The sequence below is a fragment of the Bradyrhizobium sp. HKCCYLS20291 genome (genome assembly GCF_051167715.1).
Lineage (GTDB): Bacteria > Pseudomonadota > Alphaproteobacteria > Rhizobiales > Xanthobacteraceae > Bradyrhizobium.
On record NZ_JBNPTO010000004.1, the window covers coordinates 226,761 to 252,313 of the forward strand.

The 25,553-nt window shown below is 63.9% G+C and carries 28 protein-coding genes; 9 read left to right on the forward strand and 19 right to left on the reverse strand.

Annotated features, from left to right (window positions below):
* Positions 1–4: 4 nt before the first annotated feature.
* Complete coding sequence (gene cobD / locus ACQR07_RS11840) at positions 5–1,036, forward strand: threonine-phosphate decarboxylase CobD (RefSeq protein ID WP_434902474.1); 1,032 nt, start codon at positions 5–7, stop codon at positions 1,034–1,036.
* Here the strand turns inward: cobD and cobS are convergent.
* From cobS to ACQR07_RS11870, 6 genes are all read right to left on the reverse strand, one after another.
* Complete coding sequence (gene cobS, locus ACQR07_RS11845; RefSeq protein WP_434902475.1) at positions 1,033–1,752, reverse strand: adenosylcobinamide-GDP ribazoletransferase; 720 nt, start codon at positions 1,750–1,752, stop codon at positions 1,033–1,035. The genes cobD and cobS overlap by 4 nt on opposite strands.
* Positions 1,749–2,342: a histidine phosphatase family protein gene (locus tag ACQR07_RS11850; RefSeq protein ID WP_434902476.1), complete on the reverse strand. Its 594-nt coding sequence runs from the start codon at positions 2,340–2,342 to the stop codon at positions 1,749–1,751. Before ACQR07_RS11850 ends, cobS begins: the two co-directional genes overlap by 4 nt.
* Positions 2,342–3,397, reverse strand: a complete 1,056-nt coding sequence (gene cobT / locus ACQR07_RS11855) for a nicotinate-nucleotide--dimethylbenzimidazole phosphoribosyltransferase (RefSeq protein ID WP_434902477.1) — start codon at positions 3,395–3,397, stop codon at positions 2,342–2,344. Before cobT ends, ACQR07_RS11850 begins: the two co-directional genes overlap by 1 nt.
* An 81-nt stretch (positions 3,398–3,478) precedes the next feature.
* Positions 3,479–3,691, reverse strand: coding sequence for a hypothetical protein (locus ACQR07_RS11860; protein ID WP_434902478.1), 213 nt, complete (start codon positions 3,689–3,691; stop codon positions 3,479–3,481).
* Positions 3,692–3,807: 116 nt separating this feature from the next.
* Entirely contained in the window at positions 3,808–3,963 is a 156-nt protein-coding gene (locus tag ACQR07_RS11865; RefSeq protein ID WP_434902479.1) for a hypothetical protein, read from the reverse strand.
* Positions 3,964–4,120: 157 nt separating this feature from the next.
* Complete coding sequence (locus ACQR07_RS11870; protein ID WP_434902480.1) at positions 4,121–5,170, reverse strand: hydroxyacid dehydrogenase; 1,050 nt, start codon at positions 5,168–5,170, stop codon at positions 4,121–4,123.
* Positions 5,171–5,314: 144 nt separating this feature from the next.
* Between ACQR07_RS11870 and ACQR07_RS11875 the strand changes: the two genes are divergently transcribed.
* The 3 genes from ACQR07_RS11875 to ACQR07_RS11885 all read left to right on the forward strand — a co-directional run bounded on the left by ACQR07_RS11875 (position 5,315) and on the right by ACQR07_RS11885 (position 6,909).
* Positions 5,315–5,866, forward strand: a complete 552-nt coding sequence (locus ACQR07_RS11875) for a thiamine pyrophosphate-binding protein (RefSeq protein WP_434902481.1) — start codon at positions 5,315–5,317, stop codon at positions 5,864–5,866.
* Positions 5,863–6,462, forward strand: coding sequence for a thiamine pyrophosphate-dependent enzyme (locus tag ACQR07_RS11880; RefSeq protein ID WP_434902482.1), 600 nt, complete (start codon positions 5,863–5,865; stop codon positions 6,460–6,462). The genes ACQR07_RS11875 and ACQR07_RS11880 overlap by 4 nt, the downstream gene beginning before the upstream one ends.
* 93 nt (positions 6,463–6,555) lie before the next feature.
* Positions 6,556–6,909: a VanZ family protein gene (locus ACQR07_RS11885; RefSeq protein ID WP_434902483.1), complete on the forward strand. Its 354-nt coding sequence runs from the start codon at positions 6,556–6,558 to the stop codon at positions 6,907–6,909.
* Positions 6,910–6,980: 71 nt separating this feature from the next.
* Here the strand turns inward: ACQR07_RS11885 and ACQR07_RS11890 are convergent, their stop codons facing one another.
* A complete protein-coding gene (locus ACQR07_RS11890) occupies positions 6,981–7,370 on the reverse strand; it encodes a DUF1236 domain-containing protein (protein WP_015665892.1) in 390 nt (129 codons plus the stop codon).
* 624 nt (positions 7,371–7,994) lie between these two features.
* On the opposite strand from ACQR07_RS11890, the gene ACQR07_RS11895 reads away from it, so the two are divergent.
* Positions 7,995–8,135: a hypothetical protein gene (locus ACQR07_RS11895; protein WP_434871025.1), complete on the forward strand. Its 141-nt coding sequence runs from the start codon at positions 7,995–7,997 to the stop codon at positions 8,133–8,135.
* 292 nt (positions 8,136–8,427) lie between these two features.
* On the opposite strand, the gene ACQR07_RS11900 is transcribed toward ACQR07_RS11895, so the two are convergent.
* Entirely contained in the window at positions 8,428–8,763 is a 336-nt protein-coding gene (locus ACQR07_RS11900) for a barstar family protein (RefSeq protein WP_434902484.1), read from the reverse strand.
* A gap of 117 nt (positions 8,764–8,880) precedes the next feature.
* Positions 8,881–9,240: a hypothetical protein gene (locus ACQR07_RS11905; protein WP_434902485.1), complete on the reverse strand. Its 360-nt coding sequence runs from the start codon at positions 9,238–9,240 to the stop codon at positions 8,881–8,883.
* A 246-nt stretch (positions 9,241–9,486) separates the two neighbouring features.
* Here ACQR07_RS11905 and ACQR07_RS11910 point away from each other — a divergent pair, with 246 nt between their 5' ends.
* Positions 9,487–9,900, forward strand: a complete 414-nt coding sequence (locus tag ACQR07_RS11910) for a hypothetical protein (RefSeq protein ID WP_434902486.1) — start codon at positions 9,487–9,489, stop codon at positions 9,898–9,900.
* A 28-nt stretch (positions 9,901–9,928) separates the two neighbouring features.
* Here the strand turns inward: ACQR07_RS11910 and ACQR07_RS11915 are convergent, their stop codons facing one another.
* Positions 9,929–10,810, reverse strand: coding sequence for a hypothetical protein (locus tag ACQR07_RS11915; protein WP_434902487.1), 882 nt, complete (start codon positions 10,808–10,810; stop codon positions 9,929–9,931).
* 166 nt (positions 10,811–10,976) lie between these two features.
* The gene (locus ACQR07_RS11920; protein ID WP_434902488.1) at positions 10,977–11,273 is read right to left on the reverse strand and encodes a hypothetical protein; all 297 of its coding nucleotides are present in this window, start codon (positions 11,271–11,273) and stop codon (positions 10,977–10,979) included.
* A gap of 440 nt (positions 11,274–11,713) precedes the next feature.
* Here ACQR07_RS11920 and ACQR07_RS11925 point away from each other — a divergent pair, with 440 nt between their 5' ends.
* Both ACQR07_RS11925 and ACQR07_RS11930 read left to right on the forward strand, forming a co-directional pair.
* The gene (locus tag ACQR07_RS11925) at positions 11,714–12,844 is read left to right on the forward strand and encodes a sterol desaturase family protein (protein WP_434902489.1); all 1,131 of its coding nucleotides are present in this window, start codon (positions 11,714–11,716) and stop codon (positions 12,842–12,844) included.
* Positions 12,845–13,193: 349 nt separating this feature from the next.
* Positions 13,194–13,529 carry a hypothetical protein gene (locus ACQR07_RS11930; protein ID WP_434902490.1) on the forward strand — a complete coding sequence of 112 codons (336 nt, stop codon included), beginning with the start codon at positions 13,194–13,196 and terminating at the stop codon, positions 13,527–13,529.
* 105 nt (positions 13,530–13,634) lie between these two features.
* Here ACQR07_RS11930 and ACQR07_RS11935 read toward each other — a convergent pair whose 3' ends face one another.
* The 8 genes from ACQR07_RS11935 to ACQR07_RS11970 all read right to left on the reverse strand — a co-directional run bounded on the left by ACQR07_RS11935 (position 13,635) and on the right by ACQR07_RS11970 (position 24,629).
* Entirely contained in the window at positions 13,635–14,099 is a 465-nt protein-coding gene (locus ACQR07_RS11935; RefSeq protein WP_434902491.1) for a hypothetical protein, read from the reverse strand.
* 377 nt (positions 14,100–14,476) lie between these two features.
* On the reverse strand, positions 14,477–15,268 hold the full coding sequence (gene hyi / locus ACQR07_RS11940; protein WP_434902492.1) for a hydroxypyruvate isomerase: 792 nt from the start codon (positions 15,266–15,268) through the stop codon (positions 14,477–14,479).
* Positions 15,269–15,301: 33 nt separating this feature from the next.
* Positions 15,302–17,089 carry a glyoxylate carboligase gene (gcl, locus tag ACQR07_RS11945; RefSeq protein WP_434902493.1) on the reverse strand — a complete coding sequence of 596 codons (1,788 nt, stop codon included), beginning with the start codon at positions 17,087–17,089 and terminating at the stop codon, positions 15,302–15,304.
* 169 nt (positions 17,090–17,258) lie between these two features.
* The gene (locus ACQR07_RS11950) at positions 17,259–19,061 is read right to left on the reverse strand and encodes an adenine deaminase (RefSeq protein ID WP_434902494.1); all 1,803 of its coding nucleotides are present in this window, start codon (positions 19,059–19,061) and stop codon (positions 17,259–17,261) included.
* Between the two features lie 865 nt (positions 19,062–19,926).
* Entirely contained in the window at positions 19,927–20,526 is a 600-nt protein-coding gene (locus ACQR07_RS11955; protein ID WP_434902673.1) for an imm11 family protein, read from the reverse strand.
* Between the two features lie 22 nt (positions 20,527–20,548).
* A complete protein-coding gene (locus tag ACQR07_RS11960; RefSeq protein ID WP_434902495.1) occupies positions 20,549–21,400 on the reverse strand; it encodes a DUF4261 domain-containing protein in 852 nt (283 codons plus the stop codon).
* A gap of 118 nt (positions 21,401–21,518) precedes the next feature.
* Complete coding sequence (locus ACQR07_RS11965) at positions 21,519–22,364, reverse strand: IclR family transcriptional regulator (protein ID WP_434902496.1); 846 nt, start codon at positions 22,362–22,364, stop codon at positions 21,519–21,521.
* A 126-nt stretch (positions 22,365–22,490) separates the two neighbouring features.
* Positions 22,491–24,629 (reverse strand): acetate--CoA ligase family protein, encoded by a 2,139-nt coding sequence (locus ACQR07_RS11970; protein WP_434902497.1) that lies wholly within the window; start codon positions 24,627–24,629, stop codon positions 22,491–22,493.
* A 227-nt stretch (positions 24,630–24,856) separates the two neighbouring features.
* Between ACQR07_RS11970 and ACQR07_RS11975 the strand changes: the two genes are divergently transcribed.
* The gene (locus ACQR07_RS11975; RefSeq protein WP_434888841.1) at positions 24,857–25,552 is read left to right on the forward strand and encodes a GntR family transcriptional regulator; all 696 of its coding nucleotides are present in this window, start codon (positions 24,857–24,859) and stop codon (positions 25,550–25,552) included.
* Position 25,553 lies beyond the last annotated feature (1 nt).

A 25,553-nucleotide genomic window follows, 5' to 3' on the forward strand; every position in this document is an offset into this window, starting at 1 on the left:
AGACATGGACGATACAGCGACTAGCACGCGCGCGGACCAGCCGGAAGCGATCCTTCACGGCGGCGATCTCGATGCGATCAGCCGTCGCTACCCGGATGCGCCACGGCCGTGGCTCGATCTGTCGACCGGAATCAACCCGATACCCTACCCGCTCCCGACGATCCCGCCTTCAAATTGGGAGCGTCTGCCTGCGAAGTCCGACGAGCACGCGCTCAACGCGGCCGCCGCCGCGCGCTACGGCGCCGGCGCTCCCGACAGCATCGTGGCCGCACCGGGCACCCAGGCGCTGCTGCAACTGCTGCCGCGGCTGCGGCCGCGCTCGAGGGTTGCGGTGCTGACGCCGACCTATGAGGAGCACGCTTTGTGCTGGCGCCGCTGCGGTCATCGCGTTGATCTAGTCGACGCGTTCGACGCCCTTGCGGATGCAGAGGTTGCAGTGGTCGTGAATCCAAACAACCCGACCGGCCGCCTGCTGCCGCGCGAAGCACTCGTCGGTCTGGCCGCGCGGCTGCGCCGGCGCGACGGTCTGCTGATCGTCGACGAAGCCTTCATGGACCTCTATCCCGCCGATGCGAGTCTTGCGGCCGACCTGCCACCGGCGACGATCGTGCTGCGCTCCTTCGGCAAGGTCTACGGCCTCGCCGGGGCACGACTCGGTTTTGCGATCAGCTCCGCTGACATCGCGCGGCAGCTGCGTGACGAACTCGGACCATGGGCAGTGTCGGGACCTGCGCTCGCGATCGGGACCGCCGCGCTGGCTGATGACGACTGGCTGCAGCAGACGCGCGCCCGGCTGGCGAAAGATTGTCTGCGGATGGACGCGCTTCTCGACAAAGCCGGCTGTCGTGTGATGGGCGGGACATCGCTGTTCCGGCTGGTCACAGCGGTGAACGCGGCTGAGATCGCCGATCGGCTGGCCCGCCACGGCATCCACGTCCGGCGTTTTCCGGCGCAGCCGAGCTGGCTGCGCTTTGGCCTGCCCGGGCAAGAGCCCGATTGGCAACGACTGGCACAAGCGCTCGGTCAGGCGTCCTAAGCGAGCACGCAGGCGGCAAGCAGCAGGGTTTCGGTCACTTCGATGCTGGCGCCGTGGCAGTCGCCGGTGATGCCGCCGAGCCGAAATTGCCAATAGAACGCGATCGCCGGGATCAGCACGATCGCAAGCAGCGTCGGAACCGCGCCGGCGAGCGCTCCGATTGCGAGCACGCCACCCCAGGCGAAGATCACGTTCCAGCCGACGCTGTTGGCGATGCTGGCGCCGAGCCCGGGCTTCAGGGACAGCAGCGTCTTGTTGCAGATCAACGTTCCCCAGCGCGCCCAGGCCGGGATGAGCAGCAGCGCCCAGGCTGTCGGGCCGGTCGCCAGCTCGGCGAGCAGCACCAGCTTGGCGGCGATCTGCAGGCCGATCGCGACGACGGCGAAGCTGCCGGCATGGGGATCGCCAAGCACCGCGATGAAGCGCTCCGGCTTGCCATGCGCGGCGCCGAACGCGTCGGCGACATCGCCGAGCCCATCGAGATGCAGCGCGCCGGTGATCCAGATCCAGGCGACGAGCACGGCCAATGCAACGATCCAAGGATCGGCGGCCTGCAGCAGCCGCGCCACGACCGCCAGACACGCCCCGATCACCAGACCGGCGGCTGGAAACCAGGCCGACGCCCGCGCCAGATCGTCCGGCCTCGTGTCCGCAATCCGCGGCGTCGGCAGCCGGGTCAGGAACTGCAAGGCGATCCAGAATTCACGCGTGCTCATGGCTGCATGATCTCGACGATCTCGCCCCAGGGCACGCCCCCGCCGCCCTGTCCGGCCTCGAGCGTGATCCGGGTTCCCGGATGGATGCGCAGGCTCCAGAGCTGGCGCAACGGCCAGCCGAGCAGATGCGACAGTGCCGCGCGCATGGCGCCGCCATGGGTGACCACCAGCACCGGACTCGCGTCCGGGCGAGCGACGATGCGATCGGCCGAGCGCGCCACCCGTGACTGCAGGTCGACCCAGCTCTCACCGTCAGGCGCAGCGATAGCGGGATCGGCGTAGAATACCTCGAGCAAGGCCGCCCCGCCCGGTTCAGCCATGACATCCTGGCGCTTGCGTCCGTCCCACCGACCGAAGTCGAGCTCACGCCAGTCCGCGTCGATGTCGAGCGCGCAGCCGGTCTGCGCGGCGTAGTCCTCAGCTGCCGTCCGTGCGCGCGCCAATGGCGAACTCACGACGCTCGACCAGATGCGGCTTTGCGTCTGCCGCCTGAATTGCTGCCAGCCCAGCTCATTGAGCGGCCGGTCGGTGCGGCCATCGAGATAACCGTCCCGCCCTGTTGTGCCGTGCCGCAGAAGATCAATCCGCATCAGCCGTCGCGCCCGGAGACGGCGGCCTCCGCGAAGGTGGCCATGCCGTTGTGGAGCGCGCAGGCCAGCCGGATGATCGGGAGCGCGGTGGCCGCCCCCGAGGCCTCGCCCAGGCGCAGATCGAGATCGATCAGAGGACGCGCGCCGAGCGCCTCGAGCACCATGGCATGGCCACGCTCGGCCGAGCGGTGCGAGAACAGCAGCCAGGGCCGGCACGACGGATTGAGCCTGACCGCGACCAGCGCCGCGACCGAGACGATGAAGCCGTCGATCAGCACCGGCCAGCGCCGTTGCGCGGACGCGATGATCGCGCCGGCCAGCGCGGCGATCTCGAGGCCGCCGACGGCTTCGAGGATATTCAGCGAAGCCGCTCCCGAGGTCAGCCCGTGTCGCGTCAGAGCGGCGGCGATGACGGCCGCCTTTCTCGCCCGACCCTCGGCATCGAGACCCGTGCCGCTGCCGACGATGTCGGCGGGTGAACAGGACAGCAGCGCGGCGGCGATGGCGGCGGCTGATGTGGTGTTGCCGATGCCCATCTCACCGAAGATGATCATGTCGGGGGCCTGATCGGCCTGCCGCGCGACGGCGCGCCGCCCGGCCTCGCAGGCGAATGCGACCTCTTCCGCCGTCAGCGCCGGCTCGCGGCTGAAGTCGCGCGTGCCGCGCCGCGGCTTGTCGACCACGACGCCGGGGACGGGATCGCTCGCCAGCGTGCCGACGTCGACCACCTCGAGCGGGCACCCCAGGCTGCGCGACAGCACCGAGATCGCCGCGCCGCCGCCGGCGAAATTGTGCAGCATCTGCACGGTGACTTCAGGCGGATACGCCGAGACGCCTTGAGCCGCGATGCCGTGATCACCGGCGAACAGCACGACCGGGACGCGATCGGCCTGGGGCCGGTCCGCCGCCTGCAGCGCCGCCAGCTCGACCGCCATTTGCTCCAGCCGCCCGAGCGCGCCGAGCGGCTTGGTCAGCTGCGCCTGTCGGTCGAGCGCCGCCTGCCGATGGGGCTCGGACGGCGGCGGGCAATCGAGGGAAATCCAGTCGGGAAGCACGCAAGGTCTCTCGTGGAAGCAACGGGGGCGTTCCGATTGCCACCGCGACCGGCCGATGACAAGCGCTCCCGTCCGATCAATTCAGGACGGGAAGTCGGCCGCCTTGACCTGCATGCGGTCGGCGTGCAGCGACCAGTCGCGCAGGTTCTGGGTCTTGCAGAATTCCTGCTTGGCGATTTCTGCGGCTTCGCCTTCGTTGTCGGCCTCAACTTCCAGCGTGCTCTGGCAGATTTCGCACTGCCGGCCGTTTTCGCCGAGCACGTCCTTCATGAAGTGGATGACATAGCGCGACATGGGACCTCCCTGCTGTTTCAGCAGTTGTTGAAGTCCATGTTACCTCGGCTCGGCCGCGGCTGTTGACCGATATCAAGCCGACGCCGCAAATATTTGATGCAGCAGTGGAACCGCCCTCAGGCGCCGACCGATGGGAGGCTCGCCGCGGCAATCGCCACGAAGGCCGAGACGGCGCGCCGCACGCGACCATGGGTCGACTTCAGGATCGAATTCAGCCGGCGCATCGGACCAGTTCCCTTCTGCGCCGAGCGAAAACTCGTGGCTAAGCTCATGGCGCATCATGGAAAATGATCAGCCTCCGCGGGACTGTCGAGACGGACTCGAAAATAGCAATGATCGCTTCGCCGAGGCTGCGATCGAGAGAAGATTTATTGCTGCGCTGCAGCTCTCGGCGGATGAAATCTTCTCCCCCACTTTCTGCCTCCCCGCCTAGCCCGGCGGCACTCCGAAGGCGTCGCGGAACCGGGCGCTGTAGCGCGGCCAGGCTTCCGGGTTGATCAGCCGCGGCGGCCTGATGCCGTCGAGCGCCCCCAGGAGCTGTTCGGCGGCGATCCGGCCCATGTTCTGGCGCGCCTCCCGGGTGACGCCGGCCGTATGCGGACTGGCCAGCACGTTATCCAATTGCAGCAGCGGATGGTCCGGCGGCGGCGGCTCCTTGGACCAGACGTCGAGCCCGGCGCCGGCGATCCGCCTCTCGCGCAAGGCCGCGAGCAGCGCGTCCTCGTCATGGATGAAGCCGCGGGCGGTGGTGACGAAATAGGCGCTCGGCTGCATCAGCGCGAATTCGGCGGCGCCGATCATGCCCCGGCTCTCCCGCGTCAGCGGGCAGTTGATCGAGACGAAGTCCGACCGCCGCATCAGATCATCAAGCTCCACCTTCTCCGCCCCCCGCGCATGAATCTCCTCGGCGGAGAGATACGGGTCGTAGGCCAGCACCGTCATCCCGAGCAGACCGCGGCACAGCTCAGCCACCCGGCGGCCGACATTGCCGAGCCCGACGATGCCGACAATTCGGCCCTGCACCTCGTTGCCGATCAGGTCGTTGCGGTTGACGTCACGCTCCCGGCGCAGCCTGCGATCGGACTGGATGATGCGCTTCGACAAGGTCAACATCATGCCGAGCGTGTGCTCCGCGACCGAATGGGCATTGCCGCCGGACTGGTTGACGACCAGCACGCCGGCTCTCGTGCAGGCCTCGACATCGACCGGGTCGTAGCCGGCGCCGTTACTGGAGACGATCAGCAGGTTCGGGGCGCGGCGCAACAGCTCGGCGTCGGCATGGAAGCGGGTCGCGAGTTCGTCGCGGGCGGCGCCGATCTGGTAGGCATGCGCCGCCGCCAGGATGGCCGCCGTCTCTGCCTCAGCACTCTCGTTCTCGAGCCGGTCCAGCCGGACGTCGGGACGGGCCGCGAGCAACTCGCTGAAGATCGGGTGGGCCAGGTATTTGACGTAGAACACGCGCTTCGAGTTTGCGACCATGAACGGGCGACCTCCCGGGTGTTGAGTGTTGTCTTCGGACTTGAGAGGCGGATGCCTGACCGGCCGGGCCGGCATGTTGACAATCGTTCGGGGCCCGTCAAGCTCGGGCCGGACAGGACGCCCAGCGAGACCCGGAGCCATGGAATGACCGCCGAATCCGATGCGGCACGCTCAGCATCAGCGCCGCCCGGCTGGCCCGAGATCTTGCTGCAGGGCTTCAAGCGCAATCAGATCGACCTCGTCCCCTATGTTCCCGACCGCGTCCTCACCCCGCTGATCCAGGCCCTGCACGACGACCCGTTCTTCACCACCTTCGCCACCGCGCGCGAGGAGGAAGCCGTCGGCATTCTCGCCGGCGCCTGGATGGGCGGAAGGCGCGGCGCGCTGCTGATGCAGACCTCGGGCTTTGCGACCCTGCCGAACGCGCTCGCCTCCCTGGTCGTGCCCTGCCAGATCCCGCTGATCATGCTGGTGTCGGAACGCGGCACGCTCGGCGAGTTCAACTATGGCCAGTCGCTGGTGTGCCGGACGATGCGGCCGGTGCTCGATGCGCTGGCGATGGAGCATCACACCATGACACGCCTCGACGAGCTCGAATTCACCGTCGACCGCTCGATCAAGCAGGCGATCGCGACGCAGGCGCCGGTCGCCCTGATCCTGTCGCCCCTTCTCACCGGCGGCAAGGTGTTCGCATGAGCGCTCGCCTCCACAACACCAAGGTCATGAACCGCTTCGACCTCACCTGCCGGCTGGTCGGCAAGCTCGCCCACGAGGAAGCCGTGATCGGCGGCATCGGCAACACCAATTTCGACCTCTGGGCGGCCGGCCCGCGGCCGCAGAATTTCTACATGCTCGGCAGCATGGGACTGGCCTGCCCGATCGCGCTCGGCGTCGCGCTGGCGCAGCCGCAACGCCCGGTGTTTGCGCTCGAAGGCGACGGCTCGCTGCTGATGCAGCTGGGTTGCCTGACCACGATTGCGACGCTGGCGCCGAAGAATTTGGCCATTATCGTCATGGACAATGGCATCTACCAGATCACCGGCAGCCAGCCGACGCCGGCGCGCCACGCCGACATCGTGGCCATTGCCGCGGGCTGCGGCATCTCTGCCAGCCATTGGGCGGCGGACGAGGAGGATTTCGAACGGCTGGTCGATGTCGCATTGAAGGCCGATGGCCCGGTGCTGATCGCGGCGCGGATCGACGACAAGCCCGGTGTCGGCGCCACCAGGCGCGATCCGGCGCAGATCCGCGAGCGCTTCATGCAAGGGCTCGGCGTTCGGCAGCCGATCTGACGTGCGCTGGCGCGGCTGGCGCGCGTTAACTAAGCCCGAGGCTCAAGCAGCTGTGAGCCCGGCGGCTGGCCCGGATCATGCTATGCAGCAGCCATGAAACTCGCACTCCGCCTCTCGGCCTGGCTGCTCGCCGCCGCCGTTGCGTTCGCAACCCTCGGACCGCCGAACTACCGCCCGCATTCGCCGCTCGGACAGGATGGCGAGCACGCCCTCGCCTTCATCCTGATCGGCCTGGCGTTCGGCTTGGCCTATCGCAGCCAGCGGCTGCTGACGACGGCGGTCGCGGTGATCCTGATCGGCGCGCTCGAAGTGGCGCAATTCTGGGCACCCGGACGGCACGCGCGGCTGGAGGACTTCATCGTCGATGCCGCAGCGGCCTGCATCGGCTTCGGCCTTGCCGCGGCCTTCGACTGGCTGGCCCGGCAGCTTCGTCCCCAAGCCACCTGACGAGACGGCCTCACATGCGAAGGGCCCCCGTCGCCGAAGCAGCGGGGCCCCTTTGCTGTGATGAAGTCAGATCACTCGATGATCTTGATCACGCGCCGGGTGCGCGGATCGACGATCACGCGGCGATCGTTCACCACGGCGTAGCGATACTCGGTGTAGCGCGGCACCGGGCGCAGCTCGACCGTATCCGGCAGCGGCTCACCGACCACGACGCGCTCACGCACGACGACGGACGGCGCACGCTCGGCGTCGATCGAGGTGATCACGGCGTTCGGGATTTCCACCGCAGCGCCAACGGCGGCACCGACCGTGCCGCCCACCATGGCGCCGACAGGGCCGGCCACGGCCCCGCCCGCCGCCGCACCATTGGCGGCGCCTTCGACGGTGGTGGACTGGGCGAACGCGGCGGTCGATGCCAGCAGCGAGGTGGCGATCAGCGAAACGGCAAGACGGGTCCTCATCATCATCTCTCCTCCAGTGTGTTTAGAGATGCCGGTCAACAACGCGGATCGCTTGCGGTTCCGGTTCCGAATGGCCGAAACTTCATCATGCACGACGGAACGAAATCGCGCGTATCTCACGCGGAGATGACGCTGACCGCTCCATTGCTCTCCACGTCTCAAACAGCCACGCGCGCGCCCGCGGCCTCGCGGCGGATCACGCCCGAGTCGTGCGGATGGACCTGCCCTCCAATCAAACGAGAGGGCGCAGGGAATGCCGGGTGAAGGCCCCACCCATGGCCCGCCTGCTCAAAAAAATGCAGGCGGCAGGTACCACAGGCAAAGCCGATCAACCGGCATTCCCTGCGCGGCGGTCTTAACGCTTCTTTCGCGCTCTCCCCGGGGACCGGCTGATTGACCCCGTCGCCTGCGCGAGGGCAAACGCCCTCGTCGCGAACTTGACCTCGGCACCGGGAGGCCAGGACCACACGACTTCACGTCCGCAAGGCGTCGTTCGTCCACATGCACTGAGCACGCTGCGAAACCCCACGGCCACCGCATCCCTGCCCCACGTGTCGTGACGATCGCGCGCAACGTCCCTCTCATCGAGGCAGGATGGACACATGATGCATGATTTCGGAAAATATGAAAGACATTTTTTCGCTCGATATCGACGAGCGCAGCATCGGCTTGATCCAGTTCGAGAATTCGTTTTTGCCGATGCGGCCTACCGCAACGTTGCCGCAGGCGAATGCCGCCGGCACGCGCAGGATCGACCACTGCTGATTTGCCCGACGAGCAGGCGCGGCGCAAACTCGGGACCAATCGCCCCAGTCGCCCTTGCGAGGCCGCCGGGTGATCCGCCTCCCTCGAGACCGCAGGGCCATCGCCTATGCAGATCTCGGACACTCTCGACGCGCAGCCGTATCCGCTGTTGGCCCGGTCCGGACACTCCGGATCTGCGCTGAGGATGTCTGCTCTCGAGGGGCAACCGAACGTGTCTTGTCCAACGCTCGGAGGTCTGGTTGTAACCCGAAGCCGACGTGCCGCGATAAAAGCTGACGCTCCGCGAGCCGGCTCAGTTTGCGATTTCAAGACTGGCAGCAACGTCCTCCCCTGTTCTGCTGAGCCGACGCAGGCGTGTTGCTTGCATCGCTGAGGAAAGGTCGTGGATCAGCTCCTTAAGCTCTGGGGCAAGCCCTGCGGCATTTACGACTCTAATGACGAATGGAGGCTTGAGCACGTTCATGCCCCCGCCAAAAATTGAATCCAGGAAAGCGCCCGCCATGTCCCCATGCCATTCGGGAGCCCCTATTGTAGCCTTGAACGCTGATTGAAAATCGGAGGCTGTTTTCCAACTGCTAGCATCGAGCTCTATGGTGGTTATCATCATTTCGACGCGTGCGTTTTCCATGCACCAAGTGCCTACAAAGTTCCCGTCACGCCGGGAGCGATCATGTGATCTTGCCACTTTTCGGGCTATTGCGCCAACTTCCGCTTATGACCCAAAGCGGAAGTCGGCATCAGAAGGTCAGCAAGCTGTTGCCTCGATCGCCGCGAGAAAATCAGAAGGCGGCAAATATCCGTGCTCTTCTATGTAGTGGGCAATAAGAACTGGCGCAGCAAAAGTAACATTTCCCAAACGCACTCTTACTTCGCCATTGCTGCGGCGTTCATTGGCCCATCGAGCCCACGCGCAGTTCGGATCAATAATCCTGTCGTTGTGAGGCATGAATGTTTTTTCGATATCGGGAGGCGCTGTGCACAGTTCGCAGAGGTGATATCCCCGATAAAGCTCAACCGGCTTCCTGGCCAAGAATTTGATTCGTTTAATTAATCGAGTATCGACTGCGCCTTTTGGAAATGGGTGGGTGCCATCCAGCCAACCCACGTGAACCACTCCTGGATCGGCACCGTACCCATATGCATAGGGTGAAAGGTCCGGGAAAAATGCCATGAACTCAGCGTCTCACGGATAAACGAACACCGGGGTGTGATATTAGGATACATGAATCCGGAAGTCTCTTGTTGGCCCAAAGCCTGCATTTGCGGCCGCGCGTGGCGATATCCGCTATTGACCCATTGCTGACCTTGAGAAGTCTTGGCATCGTGTTGCGATAGCGATCAGGGTGCGAACATGCGTACATTGAAGATGACAGGGCTGGGCGCCCTTTACTTGATTGCGGGTTGTTTTTTATTCGACCGGGCAGAGGCCTGTGCGGTGGCGAGCGCACAGACTGGCGTGCTCTTTGACCATATCCCTGAGGAGGTCGATGCGCCCGTCATCGTAGAGGTGACGATCGTCGGCATAGAGGCCGATATCAGTTCTCAGAGATACGGCCGGCTGGCTGTGATGGATGCTCGGGTCGAAAGGGTTGTCAAGGGAACACTCGATCTTGACGCGTTGAAGGTTGTTACGTCCATCAGCACCTGCACCCGAATTGGCGTCGGACATGGTTTCGTTGCCGGTGCGATTGATCACGATGCCCGGATCGGCCTCGAGCTGATTGCGATACAGCGACCCTCCCAAACCCTAACGCAAAGACGATGAACTCGACCCGGCTTACACGGGCCCAACCTCAGAACGGCTTGCTCCATGTCGGCGTTCCCATAAGTTGTTCCAACTGATCCCATTCAAGAACGAGATGGGCCGATCCGTAAACCACCAGAACTCGATTGTGCTTTTCAAGTGCCTGCTGAATTGTTTTGACGACACTTTCGTCGCGCAAAGCCAAATTGATTCTCGTCAGAGTATTCAACAAGGTCGGCTTCTGCCCGGGAGCTCCTGGTCCTGTGTCGTTGGCTGTGATTGTCAGATAATTCTCGGGACCGGGCTTGTTCTTCGCATACCAAGCGAGAAAATCATCGGGCGAAAAGGGCTCGGAGATTCCAAGTTTCCTTCGCGCATCCCGAGTGACTTTCTGCTCGAAGGCATCAAACGTTTCTGGCGTCAATGGCGCGTGTTTGTTTTGCACAGGAACCATTCGCATGACGTAGTAGGCAAGAACATCCTGAGCGGTGTATCCATGCTTCTCAAAATGAGCCAACACTGAAACCCCTTGCGGCTCCCCCCCGTACACCACGGCGCCTATGCTTGTCGCAAGGTCGGCAGCAAATGGAGGCTCATTGCAGATTTTTTCAGACAGGTTGAAGTTTGCAGCCGCGCAGCTTCTCGCAAATTGAAGAAAGCTGCTCAAGTCTTGAGGTTCGACTCCCTCGACGACCACCGCATCCGGTGGAGTTTGCGCGAAAATCTGTGCAATGGTCTTGAACGTCGGGTCGCTCATGGCATTCGGGTACTTCAACGACGAGTGATGAACGACGGCCAAGTAGATCAGCTCCTTACCGCTCCTCTTGTAAGTTTCAATGAACGGGGCATTGATTGTTGATGGCGGCGGTGAACCGGCCAGACAAATGGGTGACGATGCAAACAAGAGTATGGCGACGAAAACTCGATTCATGGTCCATCCCAATCGCAGACGCCGGGCATGCATTCCGATGTGACTGCTCAACATATGATGGTGTTTGCATGTTTTGTATTCGTCGGCCTGTCATGACCGGCGCTGCACCTTAGAATCGCGGTGCAATTTCCGCTATGGTCCAACAGCAGACATCCAGTGCGCTGGTTCACGTTGACTTAGTCGCCACGAACGCCACGGCAAACTTGCACCACCGCGGGACGTCGCTGGCGAACTCGAAGAAGTCATCGAAATAGACGAGGCCCAGATCGATGAGCCTCCGCGTCAGAGATGCGAGTGCCTCTGGACCGAAGCTTGGACCAAAAGAGAGTAGCTCCTCATCAGCACTGTGCGGCTTGTCCGTCTCAAGGGCATTAAGTACGGCCTGATACGATACGCCCCTTTCGGTCAAGGCGCGCCGACGGATGACAATCCCGTATTCAGCGATGACGGCAACGAAATTCATTCTCACTCCGTTGGTCGTAAGATATCTCCGAGCCTCACATTTACCGAACCATGCGACGTCTTCAATGGGTCACGTACTGCCGTCCCGAACGAACTAGCATCACGGCCGGCGTACCTCGGATGGTTGCCGACTTGATGCAGCGCCGCAAGTCGGCAGCCTCCGGGGCCATTCAGGGCCCGGTCGCGCGGCCCTGTCACGTCCGTAATTCGCCGTTCCAGACCTCCCGGTTGGGGCGAAGCAGGTCTACTGTCGAGATGCAACCGGAAGTAAGCCGCCCGACAACCGAAAAACGCCCGTGACCCGAAGGAGCCTTTGATTTCCGGTGACTTCCGGCAATTTTAACTCTTATCAGCCAATCTACGTACCACGGCCGGCGGATTGGAGAACGCGCCCGCGCGCCTCTGCCGACGCGCCCGCAAATCATTCTGGGGAGGCCGTCGATGGGCCAGGTAAGTTCGCGGCCGCGCATCGGCGAAGGGCGCATCGGCAGTTCGCTCTGCGCCGCGATCGGCGTGCTCAGCGTCGCTGCGGTGCTATGCCTGCGCTACCCCGCTTTTCTCACGACGCCTGAGCTGCGCGTCCATTACGACGTCGAGCTGCTCCGCCTCACGCTGGCGATCGCCATGGTCGTTGGTGCCTGGCTCGGTGTCGTCGGCATCGTACTTGGCGGCCCGCGGGTGCAGGCGGCGATCGGGCTCAGCATGCTCTTCCTCGCCACGCTGCTTGGCGGGCCCTACGTGCCGACGCCGGATTTTCTCCAGCCGCGCGTCTATCTCGGCCTCGACTGGCTGGTGCTCGATCTCTTCTTCACCGGCGCAGCCTTCGTGCTGCTCGAATGGGTCTTCCCGCGGGTGCGGCCGGAGCAAGGGCCGCTCAGCCCCGGCTGGAAGCTCGATCTCGCCTATTTCGGCGTCAACCATTTGCTGATCGGCGTCTTCCTGGTGGTCTCGACGCATGTTGCCCATGACTACTTCAACTGGGCGATCAGCCCGTCACTGCAGGCGCATGTCGTCGCCCTGCCGGCGATCGTCCGCTTCGTGCTGGTGATCCTGGCGGCCGATGCCGTCGAATACATCGCCCACCGCGCCTATCACGAAGTGCCGTGGTTGTGGCGAATCCATGCGGTCCATCATTCGCCCGAACACATGGACTGGCTCTCTGGATCGCGGCTGCATTTCTTCGAGCCATTGGCAACGCGCGCCCTGGTGCTCGTGCCAATCGTCCTGCTCGGCTTCCCGCAGGACACGATCTTCGCCTATCTCATCTTCATCTCCGTGCAATCGGTGCTGATCCATTCGAACATCAAGATGGATGTCGGCTGGCTGCGCTACGTGATCGTCACCCCGCAATTCCATCACTGGCACCATGCGTCGGACGCCGAGGCCCTCGACAAGAACTACGCAGCACACACGCCGCTGTTCGACATGCTGGGCGGCACCTGGCACCTGCCCAAGGACCGCTGGCCGGTCAGCTACGGCACGGTGAAGCCGATCCCCGGTGGCATGCTCGGCCAGTTCATGCACCCCTTCGTCGGGCCGGTGAAGGAATTCCTCGAACATCGGAAGCCATGACGCGGCGCGTTCCGCGGTTGACCGCACGAGAGTCGTAGCCCGTTTGCTCACAGGGAAAAATCGGGTGCGAGCATGCCGGTGGCATAGCCCTGCCCGCTCGCAGACCTCCGAGAAACATTTCGTTTTGATCCAGAGCAAGGTGCTCTCGCGCTTCGATGTGCATCCTGCGAGGACCCCTCGGAGGTGCAGCGATGCGTCCCAACTTCACACGGCCGGAGCTTCAGAACGAGTTGGGGCGCGGCGCATGCCGTGCGGTACGGGGATTGTGGTGCCATGGAGGGATGTCTTGGTAAGTCCCGTCAAGAAGCCCCCAATCCTGGGGAGACGCCCCGTCCAACTCGAGACGGCCGTGGCGAAGGGCGGAACCAGCACCCCAAACATCGTCCACCCGGACGGTCATGACACCGCGTTCTCTATCCCCGCCGGCAAGACGTTCGTCATAACGGATATCTCCATCCAGCGGCTGTCCATCCATGGTACGGCGATATTGTTGGAGGTCTCGCTGAGGCAGGATATTCCCCCCAGCGGAGGAACGACAAACCGCTGGAGCTTCGTCGGCGAGACGACCGCCAATGTCGAGCGGACCTTCAGCACCGGAGTTGCCTTCTCGACGCCGTTCGTGGTGACAAACGGCAGCGAAAGCGGCGACGCGGTCGTCGTTCGACTTTGGGGGTTCTTCCGATAACGATCGTACTGGCGCGCGTCATTTCTGGTCGGCAGGCCGCTTTCGCCAGCTGAAGATCCCGCCCCGCTTCGGCCGGCGCGGCTCTTGACCCATTGCGGACATTGTTCATTTCGGCGCTATCGAGCGGAAGGTGATCCAGGGACCCGCCGATGATCGTTCGAGCCAAACCTTCATGCGCTCAGTCACCCAATGGATCGTAAACTCACGAGCGATGTCCGTCCCTGGATGTCGATCTGCGCGGAATGAACGTGTGCCCTGGACCTGCAGTCCTGACGTGGGCCGGACGGTGAGAGCCCACAACCGAGGCATCTGCGCCAAAAGAGTGGGATCGTGGGGGCTTCCCAAAACATAATCCTCTGGCTCGCCCGTCTCGGGATACGACATCGGTTCGTCGGCGACCGTGCTCCAGGTCTGCCAATCGAGGCGGACGACTTTCCCATACTGGGTCTGCAGGACGTCAAAGCCGGTCAATTGGCTGGATTCAAGTTCACGTCGGAATTCGTCGGTGACGATGATGAAGCCGAACGGCTGGGTGATCGGCGGCACATACGGGCCAGTGCGTGAGATCACCGGCAGGTCAATGAGTACGACGCGAACGATCCTTACCTCTCGCCGCTCTTCGCGGGGAGAGGTCGGATTGCGCAGCAATCCGGGTAAGGGGCATGGCAGGGACGAAGCTCAGAACATGGTCCGCCGGACTGGCACCATCCGTTCGCGTTAATGCAGGATAGCGAGGGGCGTCGCTTTACTGAACAAGATCGTCGGGGCAAGCAACCTACACCACCGCTGTGGCTGCCCCTCACCCCGACCCTCTCCCCGTGAAGAACGGGGAGAGGGAGCGCAGTGTGCTCTGCGGAGAGGACCGCTATTCGCTGACATCGCACGAACTGACAGGTAGAAGCGTTTCGCCTTGCCGGCCACATCTGATGAGTCGAAAGATACAACTCTCAGCCCGCCGAAACCATCGCGCGCTCCGTCATCCAGCCCAGCCCCTCTTCCGTCGCCGCCTTCGGCTTGTACTCGCAGCCGATCCAGCCGCTGTAGCCGATGGCGTCGAGGTGGCGGAAGAGGAAGGGGTAGTTGATCTCGCCGGTGCCGGGCTCGTGGCGGCCGGGGTTGTCGGCGAGCTGGATGTGGGCGATGCGGGCGAGGTGCTTCTGCATGGTGCGCGCGAGGTCGCCCTCCATGATCTGCATGTGATAGATGTCGTATTGGACGAACAGATTGTCGGACTCGACATCCGAGATCAGCTGCAGCGCCTGCGCGGTGCGGTTGAGGAAGAAGCCGGGAATGTCGAGCGTGTTGATCGGCTCGATCAGGAGCTTGATGCCCTGCGCCTTCAGCACGGTCGCGGCGAAGCGCAGGTTGCGCACCAGCACCTGGTTGAGCTCGCGCGGGTCTGCATCATCAGGCGCGATCCCGACGAGGCAGTTGAGCTGCCGGCAGTCGAGTGCCTTCGCATACTCGATCGCGCGGCGGACGCCGTCGCGGAAGTCGTCGACACGATCCGGCAGGATGGCGATGCCGCGCTCGCCGGCCGCCCAGTTGCCCGCGGGCAGATTGTGCAGCACCTGGGTCAGTCCGTGGCGGGTGAGCTGCTCACGCAGCTCGGCCTTGTCGAATTCGTACGGGAACAGATATTCGACGCCGCTGAAGCCGGCCGCCTTGGCGGCGGCGAAGCGCTCCAGGAACGGCAGCTCGTTGAACAGCATCGTGAGATTGGCGGCAAAGCGCGGCATGTCATGATCCTCCAATGCGGACGGTTGATGCGGTCAGGCCGGCTGCAGCGTGCGCGCCGGCTCGGCCGGCGTCTCGTCCACCGGCAGATCGAGCACCTCCTCGAACTCCACGACGTTGTCGATCTCGGTGCCCATCGCGATGTTGGTGACGCGTTCGAGCACGAACTCGACGACAACAGGCACCTGGTACTCCGCCATCCATTCGCGCGCGGTCGCGAACGCGGCCTGCGCCTGGCGCGGATCGGTGACGCGGATCGCCTTGCAGCCGAGGCCTTGCGCGACCGCGACATGGTCGACGCCGTAGCCGCCGACCTCCGGCGCGTTGATGTTGTCGAACGACAGCTGCACCTGATAGTCCATCGAGAAGCCGCGCTGCGCCTGCCGGATCAGGCCGAGATAGGCATTGTTCACGACGACGTGGATGTAGGGCAGATTGAACTGCGCGCCGACCGCGAGCTCCTCGATCAGGAACTGGAAGTCGTAGTCGCCGGACAGCGCAACGATCTCGCGTTTGGGATCGGCGGCACGGACCCCGAGAGCGGCCGGCAAGGTCCAGCCGAGCGGACCCGCCTGCCCCGCATTGATCCAGTGGCGGGGATGGTTGACGCTGAGGAACTGCGCGCCGCCGATCTGCGACAGGCCGATGACGCTGACATAGCAGGTGTCGCGGCCGAACGCCTTGTTCATCTCGTGATAGACGCGCTGCGGCTTGATCGGCACCTGGTCGAAATCGCTGCGCCGGAGCATCGTGCGCTTGCGGTCCTGGCACGCCGCCGGCCACGCCTGCCGCTCACGCAGCTTGCCCGCCTTGCGCCATTCGCGCGCGACCGTGATGAACATCTCCAGCGCGGCTTTGGCATCGGAGACGATGCCGAGCTCGGGATTGAAGACGCGGCCGATCTGGGTCGGCTCGATGTCGACATGCACAAAAGTCCGGCCCTTGGTGTAGGTCTCGAGCGAGCCGGTGTGACGATTGGCCCAGCGGTTGCCGATGCCGAGGACGAAATCGGACTCCAGGAAATTGGCATTGCCGTAGCGATGGCTGGTCTGCAGGCCGACCATGCCGGCCATCAGCACGTGATCGTCGGGAATGGCGCCCCACCCCATCAGGGTCGGCACGACAGGCACGTTGACGATCTCGGCGAAGGTGACGAGCAGATCGCTGGCATCGGCGTTGATAATGCCGCCGCCGGCGACGATCAGCGGACGCTCGGACGCATTGAGCATCTCCAGCGCCTTCTCGACCTGCTTGCGGGTCGCCGCGGGCTTGTAGACCGGCAGCGGCGCGTAGGTCTCGTCGTCGAACTCGATCTCGGCGAGCTGCACGTCGAGCGGCAGGTCGATCAACACCGGACCCGGGCGGCCCGAGCGCATGATGTGGAAGGCCTGGCTGAACACGCGCGGCACGAGGCCCGGCTCGCGCACCGTCACCGCCCACTTCGTCACGGGCTTTGCGATCTGCTCGATGTCGACGGCCTGGAAATCCTCCTTGTACAGCCGCGCGCGCGGCGCCTGGCCGGTGATGCAGAGGATCGGAATCGAATCCGCGATCGCCGAATAGAGCCCGGTGATCATGTCGGTGCCGGCCGGGCCCGACGTGCCGATGCACACGCCGATATTGCCGGCCTTGGCGCGGGTATAGCCCTCGGCCATGTGCGAGGCGCCCTCGACGTGGCGGGCGAGGATGTGGCGGATCGAGCCGCGCCGTTGCAGCGCGGAATAGAGCGGATTGATCGCCGCACCGGGAACGCCGAAGGCGCAAGCGACGCCTTCCTTCTCCAAGATCCGCACCGCAGCATCGATCGCCCGCATCTTCGCCATCTCGCGTCTCCCGTTTGGTTGATGCGCGAGGATCGCTGCTGACGGGTGCGATCTCAATTCAGTCGTCGATTTTTCCCACGATGCAGAATGCTTGGCAAAACATGCTCATCCTCAATTAGTTGCGACTGAGATGGGATGACATGAACTGATGAGTTGCGGCGCGTCGACGCTATTCGAACAGCGGCGCGAGCTCCATCTGCGGCACCAGCACGAGGCCCTTGTCGGTGATACGAATTTCCGGAATGACCGATAGGGGAATCAAATTGAAGCCCATGTAGGGAATGGTGCAGCCGGCCTGGGCCCATTCCGTCTTCAGGAGCTTGACCTCCTCGGCGACCTCGGTGACGCGCTTGTCCGACAGCAGGCCCGCGATCGGCAACGGAACCATCGCCCTCACCTGCCCGTCGGCAACGACACAGACGCCGCCCTGCTGCGCGCCGATTGCGGCGACGGCGGCCTGCATGTCGGCCTCATTGGTGCCGGCGACGATGATGTTGTGGCTGTCATGGCCGACGCTGGAGGCGACCGCGCCGCGCTTCAGGCCAAAGTCCTTCAGGAGGCCATGCGCGACATTGCCGGCGGACTTGCCGTGGCGCTCGATCACAGCGACGAAGCACAGGCCATGGCGCGCGAACAGCGTCTCCCAGTCGTTGGCCGGCTCGATTGCGACCTTGTCGTGGATCAGCGTGATGCCGGGCAGCGCAGTCTTGATCGCGTTGACGGTGCAGGCTTTGGTCGGCAGCTCCGGCGTCAGTTTCATCTGCGCCGGCAGCTTCACGGTCACATAAGCGGTCCTCGGATACTGATAGCGCTGTGACAGCGCCTCATCGAGCCGCGCGGTGATCTTCCCCTTGTCGACGACCAGCTCGCCGCCATACCAGGTCGATTGCGGCTTGAGGCCGTCGTCGAGCAGCACGAGATCCGCGCGGCGGCCGCCGCCGAGGCCGCCGATCTCGCCGTCCATGGCGAAGCGCGTCGCACCGTGCAGCGAGCCCATCGACCACGCCTGCTCCGGCGACATTCCGGCCTTCACGGCTTCGCGCACCACCCAGTCGAGGCCGAACAGCATGAGATCGTCGGCATCGCGATCGTCGGTGCAGACGGCGGTGCGCTTGTGCGAGGCGCCGAGCTCGGTGATGGTGCGGATCGCCTGCGGCAGGCTGTGCCACGGCGTCGTGGGCGGGCCACCGCGCAGAAAGATCCAGACGCCGGCGTCGAGCAGATCGTCGGCGATGTCGCGATCGATTGCCTCATGGGTGTCGGTGACACCGCTGGCGGCATAGGCGGCGACGAATTCGCGGCCGTAGACGTGGCCCGACACCGGCCGGCCGCGCTGCAGGGCCGCGGCAAGGATGGCGTGGCTGCGCTCGTCGCCCATGCAGACCGGCACGAAATCCATCTTCTCGCCGAGCGCCACCGCCTCCGGCCAGCGATCGAACAACCCGGCGATCTTGTCCGGCGTGAGATCGCCGCCCGCTGTCTCCAGCGCCGCCGACGTCGCCGGCACCGTCGAGGGCACGGTGAGGAAGATCGACAGCGGCGCCTGCCGCGCATCCTCCAGCATGGCCTCGACGCCGGCGACGTCCATGACGTTGCCGATCTCGTGGCTGTCACAGAAGATCGTGGTGGTGCCGTTGAGCAGCGCGGCCTCGGCATAGGCGCAGGCCGTGACCATCGAGGATTCGATGTGGATGTGCGGATCGACCAGCCCCGGCGCGATGATGCCGCCGGCGGCGTCGTAGATCGCGAAGCCTGAGGGAAGCGCCTTGTGCGCGCCCGAAGGCTTCACGGCAGCGACCCGTCCGCCGGTGATCCAAAGCTCGCGGTTCGGGTGAATGCGCTCCGAATAGGTCGAGAGCACGCGCGCGCTGGTGATGACGAGATCGGGCGCAACGCGGCCAGAGGCCACGTCGGCCAATCGGCGCGTCATGCTGTGCAGGGGTGCGACCGAAAAGCGGGTGAGTTTGGTCATGGCAGGCTCCCTGGGCGAGTTGGGGTGGTCCGGGTAAGGATGGTTGCGCGCGAGCCAGGCAACGGCAAGCCCAAATACGGCCAAGCGGCTGCTCACCGCTTGAGCATCGTTACCGCCGCGTTCCTCCTTGAGCGCTGCTGGAAGCGCGCTCCCCCCGGCGCCTCGATCATGGCGAGCGCCTCCGCGAAGTCGACATGAGTTGTAGACAATAGCTCTTTCCGCGTCATTGCGAGCGCAGCGAAGCAATCCAGAGTCGTGGGCGGGATTCTGCATTGCTTCGTTGCGCCGCTGCGCTCGCAATGACGGAGCAAGTGGAAACAACGGTGAACGTCAGGGACACCGGCGCCGTAGCCCGGATGAGCGATAGCAACATCCGGGTTCACACGCGCAGTTCGTGAGACCCCGGATGTCGCTCCCGCCTTCGCCCTTCGGGCGTAGGCGTGTGCTCATCCGGGCTACGCACTACCGGCACCGCGACGCGGGAAGGTACTCCTAGGTTAAATCATCGGAGGGCAGAGAGAGCGTCGCCACCGACTATCAGCATGGCACGCGGCAAGAGAGGCAGCACGGCGACAACAACAGGCTCGTCATTCCGGGGCGTCCGCGCGCAAAATGGCGAAGCCATTTTGAAGCAGCGCGGATGAACCCGGAATCCATAGCCACGAGCGGTTGTTTGTCGAAGACAAGCGCCACCGCCAGTTCGCGACTCACTCCGGCCTGTGGCTATGGATTCCGGGCTCGCCTGCCGCCTACGGCGGCAGGCGCCCCGGAATGACGAGAAGGATGGAGCTCATATGCTCGCTGCGGACGGCGATGAGGCTGCTGTCTGGCATTTCGGTGCTGCACCGAACCGCCCGAATTGTTTTCAGCTGATCTCGAGTGCATGCAACTGATCGGGAAAATTTGCGTCGAGCTCGCGCCAGAGCACGTCCTCGATGAAAACTTGAGTCCAAGCCCGATATTCCTTGTCACCGTCCCGCCAAGCCTCTTCCCTCCAGATCAGCGGCTCCCCAGGCTCACGTGCGCGCAACACCCATTCAGTGAATCCGTGATGCAACCCGAAAATGTCAGCACCATCGTCAGTCTTGGACTGATAGTCCTGCGCCGGTGTTTCACGCCACATCAGCCGCTGGGCATGGCCGAGAATGTTGATGAAGTAATAGGCCCTGTCGAACTTCAATGTGGCGGCCACCTTCGGCTTCGCCTGATGCGAGACCGGAATGAATTCGACCTCGCCGGACGCCCAGTGCTCCATCACCGCTCGCGCCCGCTCGGATACGACAAAGTAGCCCCGGGACATGTGAAACATGTCAGGCAGCCTTACGGATGCAGATACGAAAACGAGGGATTTCGGAAAATAGGAGGCCGGGATAGGCTGGGGACCGAACCGCATGGACCCCGTGGCCATCCGTGAGGTCCTGTCGAGGTCGAAAATCGTGCCGTTGAAGTGCACTGGATCGAACATGTAGGGCACAGGCGGCGTCCTTTCACAGGCCATTCACGAGGGTAAGACGCGCGACCGGATACGGCCCGAACTGGCTGTCGTCGCGAAGCGAGATTGCAAACCGCATCTCACCTTCGTCATCCACTCCGATCGTTTCACCTTCGTCCAGGCGCTTGCCGGATCTCAAGAGATACTCCGACACACCGAACGCGTGCTCCATCAGGGGCGTTGGATTGGCCGGCAACGGGGCATATTCGAGTTCACGCAAACCGAACAGCCGCAATCCAAGTGTGCCCAACGTCATCTGCGGTTCACCTTGAGGACTGTCGTCTGCCCTCGCAATCTTGATGCGGACCCAAAACGGCACTGCATTGCGGCTAGGCCGGCTGAAATGGTTATCGATCGTCAAGGCGAACGCCTTCGCGCTCACCAGGTTCGCGGCATCGGCCCAGCTCACGCCGACGATTGGTACGATCCGTGCGATAGCTGCCGTCACCCAGGTGACGGCCCGCGCCTTCGCCAGCAAGCCTTCGCGATCAGGCGGGTCTTCCAAGCCCATGACCAGGATGTGGGCCTTGTGTTCAGCAGCCTCTTGTTCGGCGTTCGGCCATAGCGGGTTGCGGAACGGGCCCGGCTGCAGGATGGCCTGGTTCGCCGGCGCATCGACGAGGATCGCCGACAGAACCTGATCGTTCAGGGTCAACATCTCTATTCCCGGAACAGATTCGGGATCCGCGACGGCTCCTTGCCAGTCTCCGAGCACCTCGTCTGGCGCGATACGGCGCAGTTCATCCTGCAGTTGCCGGAAGGAAACATTCACATGGTCCCGGAGCAGGATTGTCGCCGTGAATTGCGGCTTGAACATTCCCGGAGTCGTCATCCGAGCTTCGCTCATGAACGCGGCTCGTCACCCGCAACGTGGGCTGCTCGAAAATGCATGGCGACCACTTCTTCGCAAAATTTCGGAACGATCGTAAGGTGCGCAACAGCATCGATGATACAAAAATCAGGCATTACGGTGCTGTCATTGGGCCAGACCCGACCACTGGCCCCGCCCCACCCAACGCCGCCGTCAGTTCCGCCGCAATGTCCCGCACCATGCCCCCGACCACGGCCACCCGCTCCTCCGTCAGCCGGCTCGCCAGACCGGACACTGAGATCGCCGCCAGTGGCTCGCGGCAGGAATCGTGGACGACGGCGGCGATGCAGCGCAGGCCGAGCCGGGCCTCCTCGTCGTCGACGGCGTAGCCCTGGCGGCGGATGGTCTCCAATTCGCGAAACAGCTCGCTGGCGCGGATGATCGACTTTTCGGTCAGGCGCGGCATGCCCTGGCGGTGGATGATGGCGTTGACGTCGTCGTCGGAATAGGTCGCGAGCACCGCCTTGCCCATTCCCGAAGCGACCATGGCGAGGCGGCCGCCGACCTTGGTCAGTGAGCGCATGATCTCGCGGCTCTCCAACCGCAGCAGCAGCATCAGCGATCCATCGTCGACGACGGCGAGATTGGCGGTTTCGCGCGTCTGGTCGCGTAAGCGCCGCAGATAGGGAATCGCCAGCGCGACGAAATTGCGCCGGCGGGTGAAGGTCGCGCCGACGGCAAAGCTCTGCGCGCCGACATGCCATTTCGATTCCAGACGGTCGAACTGGACGAAGCGGCGCTTCTCCAGCGTCGTCAGCAGACGATGGACGGTGGAGGTGGAGAGGCCGGCACGGACGGCGAGATCACTCAGGCGATAGCCTTCGTCGTCCTCGGCAAGAATTTCCAGGATCTGCAGCGCGCGGCCGACGGATTGCACGCCGCCGTCGCGGGGCTCGGCCGCGGCATCTGCGCGTGGCTCAATCGTCTTGCGACGGATCACGTGGCGCCTCTTTGCGCTGCCATCGAAGGCGGCGCCGTTGCGGGACGGACGGATCTTGCTCGATGAATGCTAGCAAAGAAAGTGCCGCCCCGGCCAGGGCCGGAGCGGCATTCGCGTCGATTTGACTTAGAGCAGGCCCGCGCCGCGCGCCCACTTGTACTTGGCGCCGAGCACTTCGACCGGCAGCTCGGTCGAATAGGCGTAGGCCGGGATGCCGTTCTGGTAGAGATATTCGGCGGCTTCCTCGACCTCGACGTCGCCGGCGAGCGAGGCGACCATCGGCTTGACGAAGCCCTTGGCCTCCATCTCCTTCTTCACCTCGACCATGTTGCGCGCGAACACCATCGGCGGGGTCACGATCGTGTGCCAGTAGCCGAGGATCAGCGCATGGATGCGCTCATCCGACAGGCCGAGCTTGACCGTGTTCACATAGGTGATCGGCGGCTCACCACCGGTGATGTCGACCGGATTGCCGGCGGCACCGAACGGCGGGATGAACTTGCGGAACGCAGCATCGAGATCCGGCGGCATCGCCATCAGCGACAGGCCGTTGTCGACGACCGCGTCGGACAGCAGCACGCCCGAACCGCCGGCGCCGGTGATGATGAGGACGTTCTCACCCTTCGGCGTCGGCAGCACCGGCACGCCGCGGGCGAACTCGAGCAGCTGGCGCAGCGAGCGGGCGCGGATGACGCCGGACTGCTTCAGCACGTCCTCATAGATCTTGTCGTTGCCGGCGAGCGCGCCGGTGTGCGACGAGGCCGCCTTGGCGCCGGCCGAGGTGCGGCCCGCCTTGAGCACGATAACCGGCTTCTTCTTGGAGACGCGCTTGGCGGCTTCCGCGAAGGCGCGGCCGTCCTTGAGATCCTCGCAGTGCTGCGCGATCAGGTTGGTGTTCGGGTCCTGCTCGAAGAAGGCGAGCAGATCGTCCTCGTCGATATCGGACTTGTTGCCGAGGCCGACGATCGCGGACACGCCCATCTTGGCCGAGCGCGAGAAGCCGATGATCGCCATGCCGATGCCGCCCGACTGCGACGACAGCGCGGCGTGGCCCTTGACGTCATAGGCGGTGCAGAAGGTCGCGCAGAGATTGGCCGGCGTATAGTAGAAGCCGTAGATGTTCGGGCCCATCAGGCGGACGTTGTACTTCTTGCCGATCTCGACGATCTCGGCCTGCAGCTCGGGCTCGTTGGCTTCGGCAAAGCCCGACGGAATCAGCACCGCGCCCGGGATCTGCTTCTCGCCGCATTCGGTCAGCGCGCCGGCGACAAACTTCGCGGGGATCGCGAACACCGCCGTGTCGATCACGCCGGGCACGTCCTTGACGCTCTTATAGGCCTTGTAGCCGAGGATCTCGGAAGCCTTCGGGTGGATCGGATAGATCTGGCCCTTGTAGCCGCCATTGATCAGGTTCTTCATCACCGAGTTGCCGATCTTGCCGTCCTCGGCGGAGGCGCCGATCACGGCGACCGCTGAGGGCTTCATGATGCGGTTCATCGCGGTGACGATTTCCTCGTTCGAGCGTGGCGCCGGACGCGGCTTGTAGTCGAAATCGACGACGATGCGGACGTCGGCGGCGATGGCGCCGTTCTTGGTCGCGAACACCGGGTTGAGGTCGAGCTCGACCATCTCAGGGAAATCGCTGACCAGCTGCGACACCTTGACGATGACATCCGCCAGCGCCTCGCGGCTGACCGCATCGCCGCCGCGGACGCCCTTGAGCATCTCATGAGCCTGGATGCCGTCGAGCATCGACAGCGCATCTTCCTTGGTCGCGGGGGCGAGACGGAATGTCACATCCTTCAGCACCTCGACCAGCACGCCGCCGAGGCCGAAGGCCACCAGCTTGCCGAACGAGCCGTCGGTGATCGAGCCCACGATGACCTCGGTGCCGCCGGTCAGCATCTGCTGCACCTGGATGCCTTCGATCTTGGCGTCGGCCTTGTACTTCTTCGCATTCGCGAGAATGGTCTCGTACGCCTTCTGCGCGTCGTCGGCGGTCTTGACGCCGACGATGACGCCGCCGGCCTCGGTCTTATGCAGAATGTCCGGGGAAACGATCTTCATGACGACCGGGAAACCCATGTCGCCGGCCATCTTGGCCGCCTCGGCCGCCGACTTCGCCACACCTTCCTTCGGCACCGGAATGCCATAGGCGTCGCAGACCACCTTGCCCTCGGGCGCGGTCAGGCTGGTGCGTTTGTCGGCCTTAACCCGATCCAGTACTGCACGGATCGTGGCCTTGGCATGGGCGGCGTCAGACATTGGGGCTTCCTCCTGGAGATTGGTGTCGTCGTTTATGGCATTTGGTATGCCAGAAGCAAACTTTGTCAAGGTCAGCGAAGGTGTGGAAACGCTGAAAAAGCACGCAGCTTGACAGTCTGGCATCTGGTATGCCAAAAATCTTGGACGTAAAATGCTGTAAACAGGCATCTCCCAAGGAGAGGAGATCGGTCTTGTCTACAGAGAAAACAAGCAAGGCATTGCCCATCATGGCCGAGGCCGACATCGCGATCGCTCGCATTGCCCCGGAGACGAGCTTCAAGAACAAGGCCTATGAGGCCTTGCGCGAAGCGATCCTGAAGATGGACATCTACGCGTCGCCGGAGCCGGTGATGCTCGACGAGCGCGCGCTGTCCGAGCGTCTCGGTGTCAGCCGCACGCCCATCCGCGAAGCGATCGCGATGCTGGAGCAGGACGGGTTCGTCAAGACCGTGCCGCGCCGTGGCATCGTCGTTGTCAGGCGGACCAAGAGCGAAATCGTCGACATGATCCGCGCCTGGGCGGCGCTGGAAAGCATGGCCGCGCGCATGATCACGACGATCGCGCGCAAGAAGGACATCACGGCGCTGCGCGACTACTTCAAGGATTTCGGCAAGGACCGCCCGCCGCAGGAGCACATCGAGGAATATTCCAAGGCGAACATCGCGTTTCATCAGGCGCTGATCTCGCTGTCGGAATCGCCCGTCCTCGTCGACATGACCAACGACATTCTGCTGCACGTGCGCGGCTATCGCCAGCTCACGATCGGACGCACCGATCGTATTGCGGCCTCCCTGCCCGAGCATCTCGCGATCATCGAGGCGCTGGAGGAACGCAACACCGAGCTCGCCGAGAAGCTCGCCCGCGATCACACGCTGGGCCTCGCCACCTACGTCGAGACTCACGGGCAGGAACTATTCAGCTGAT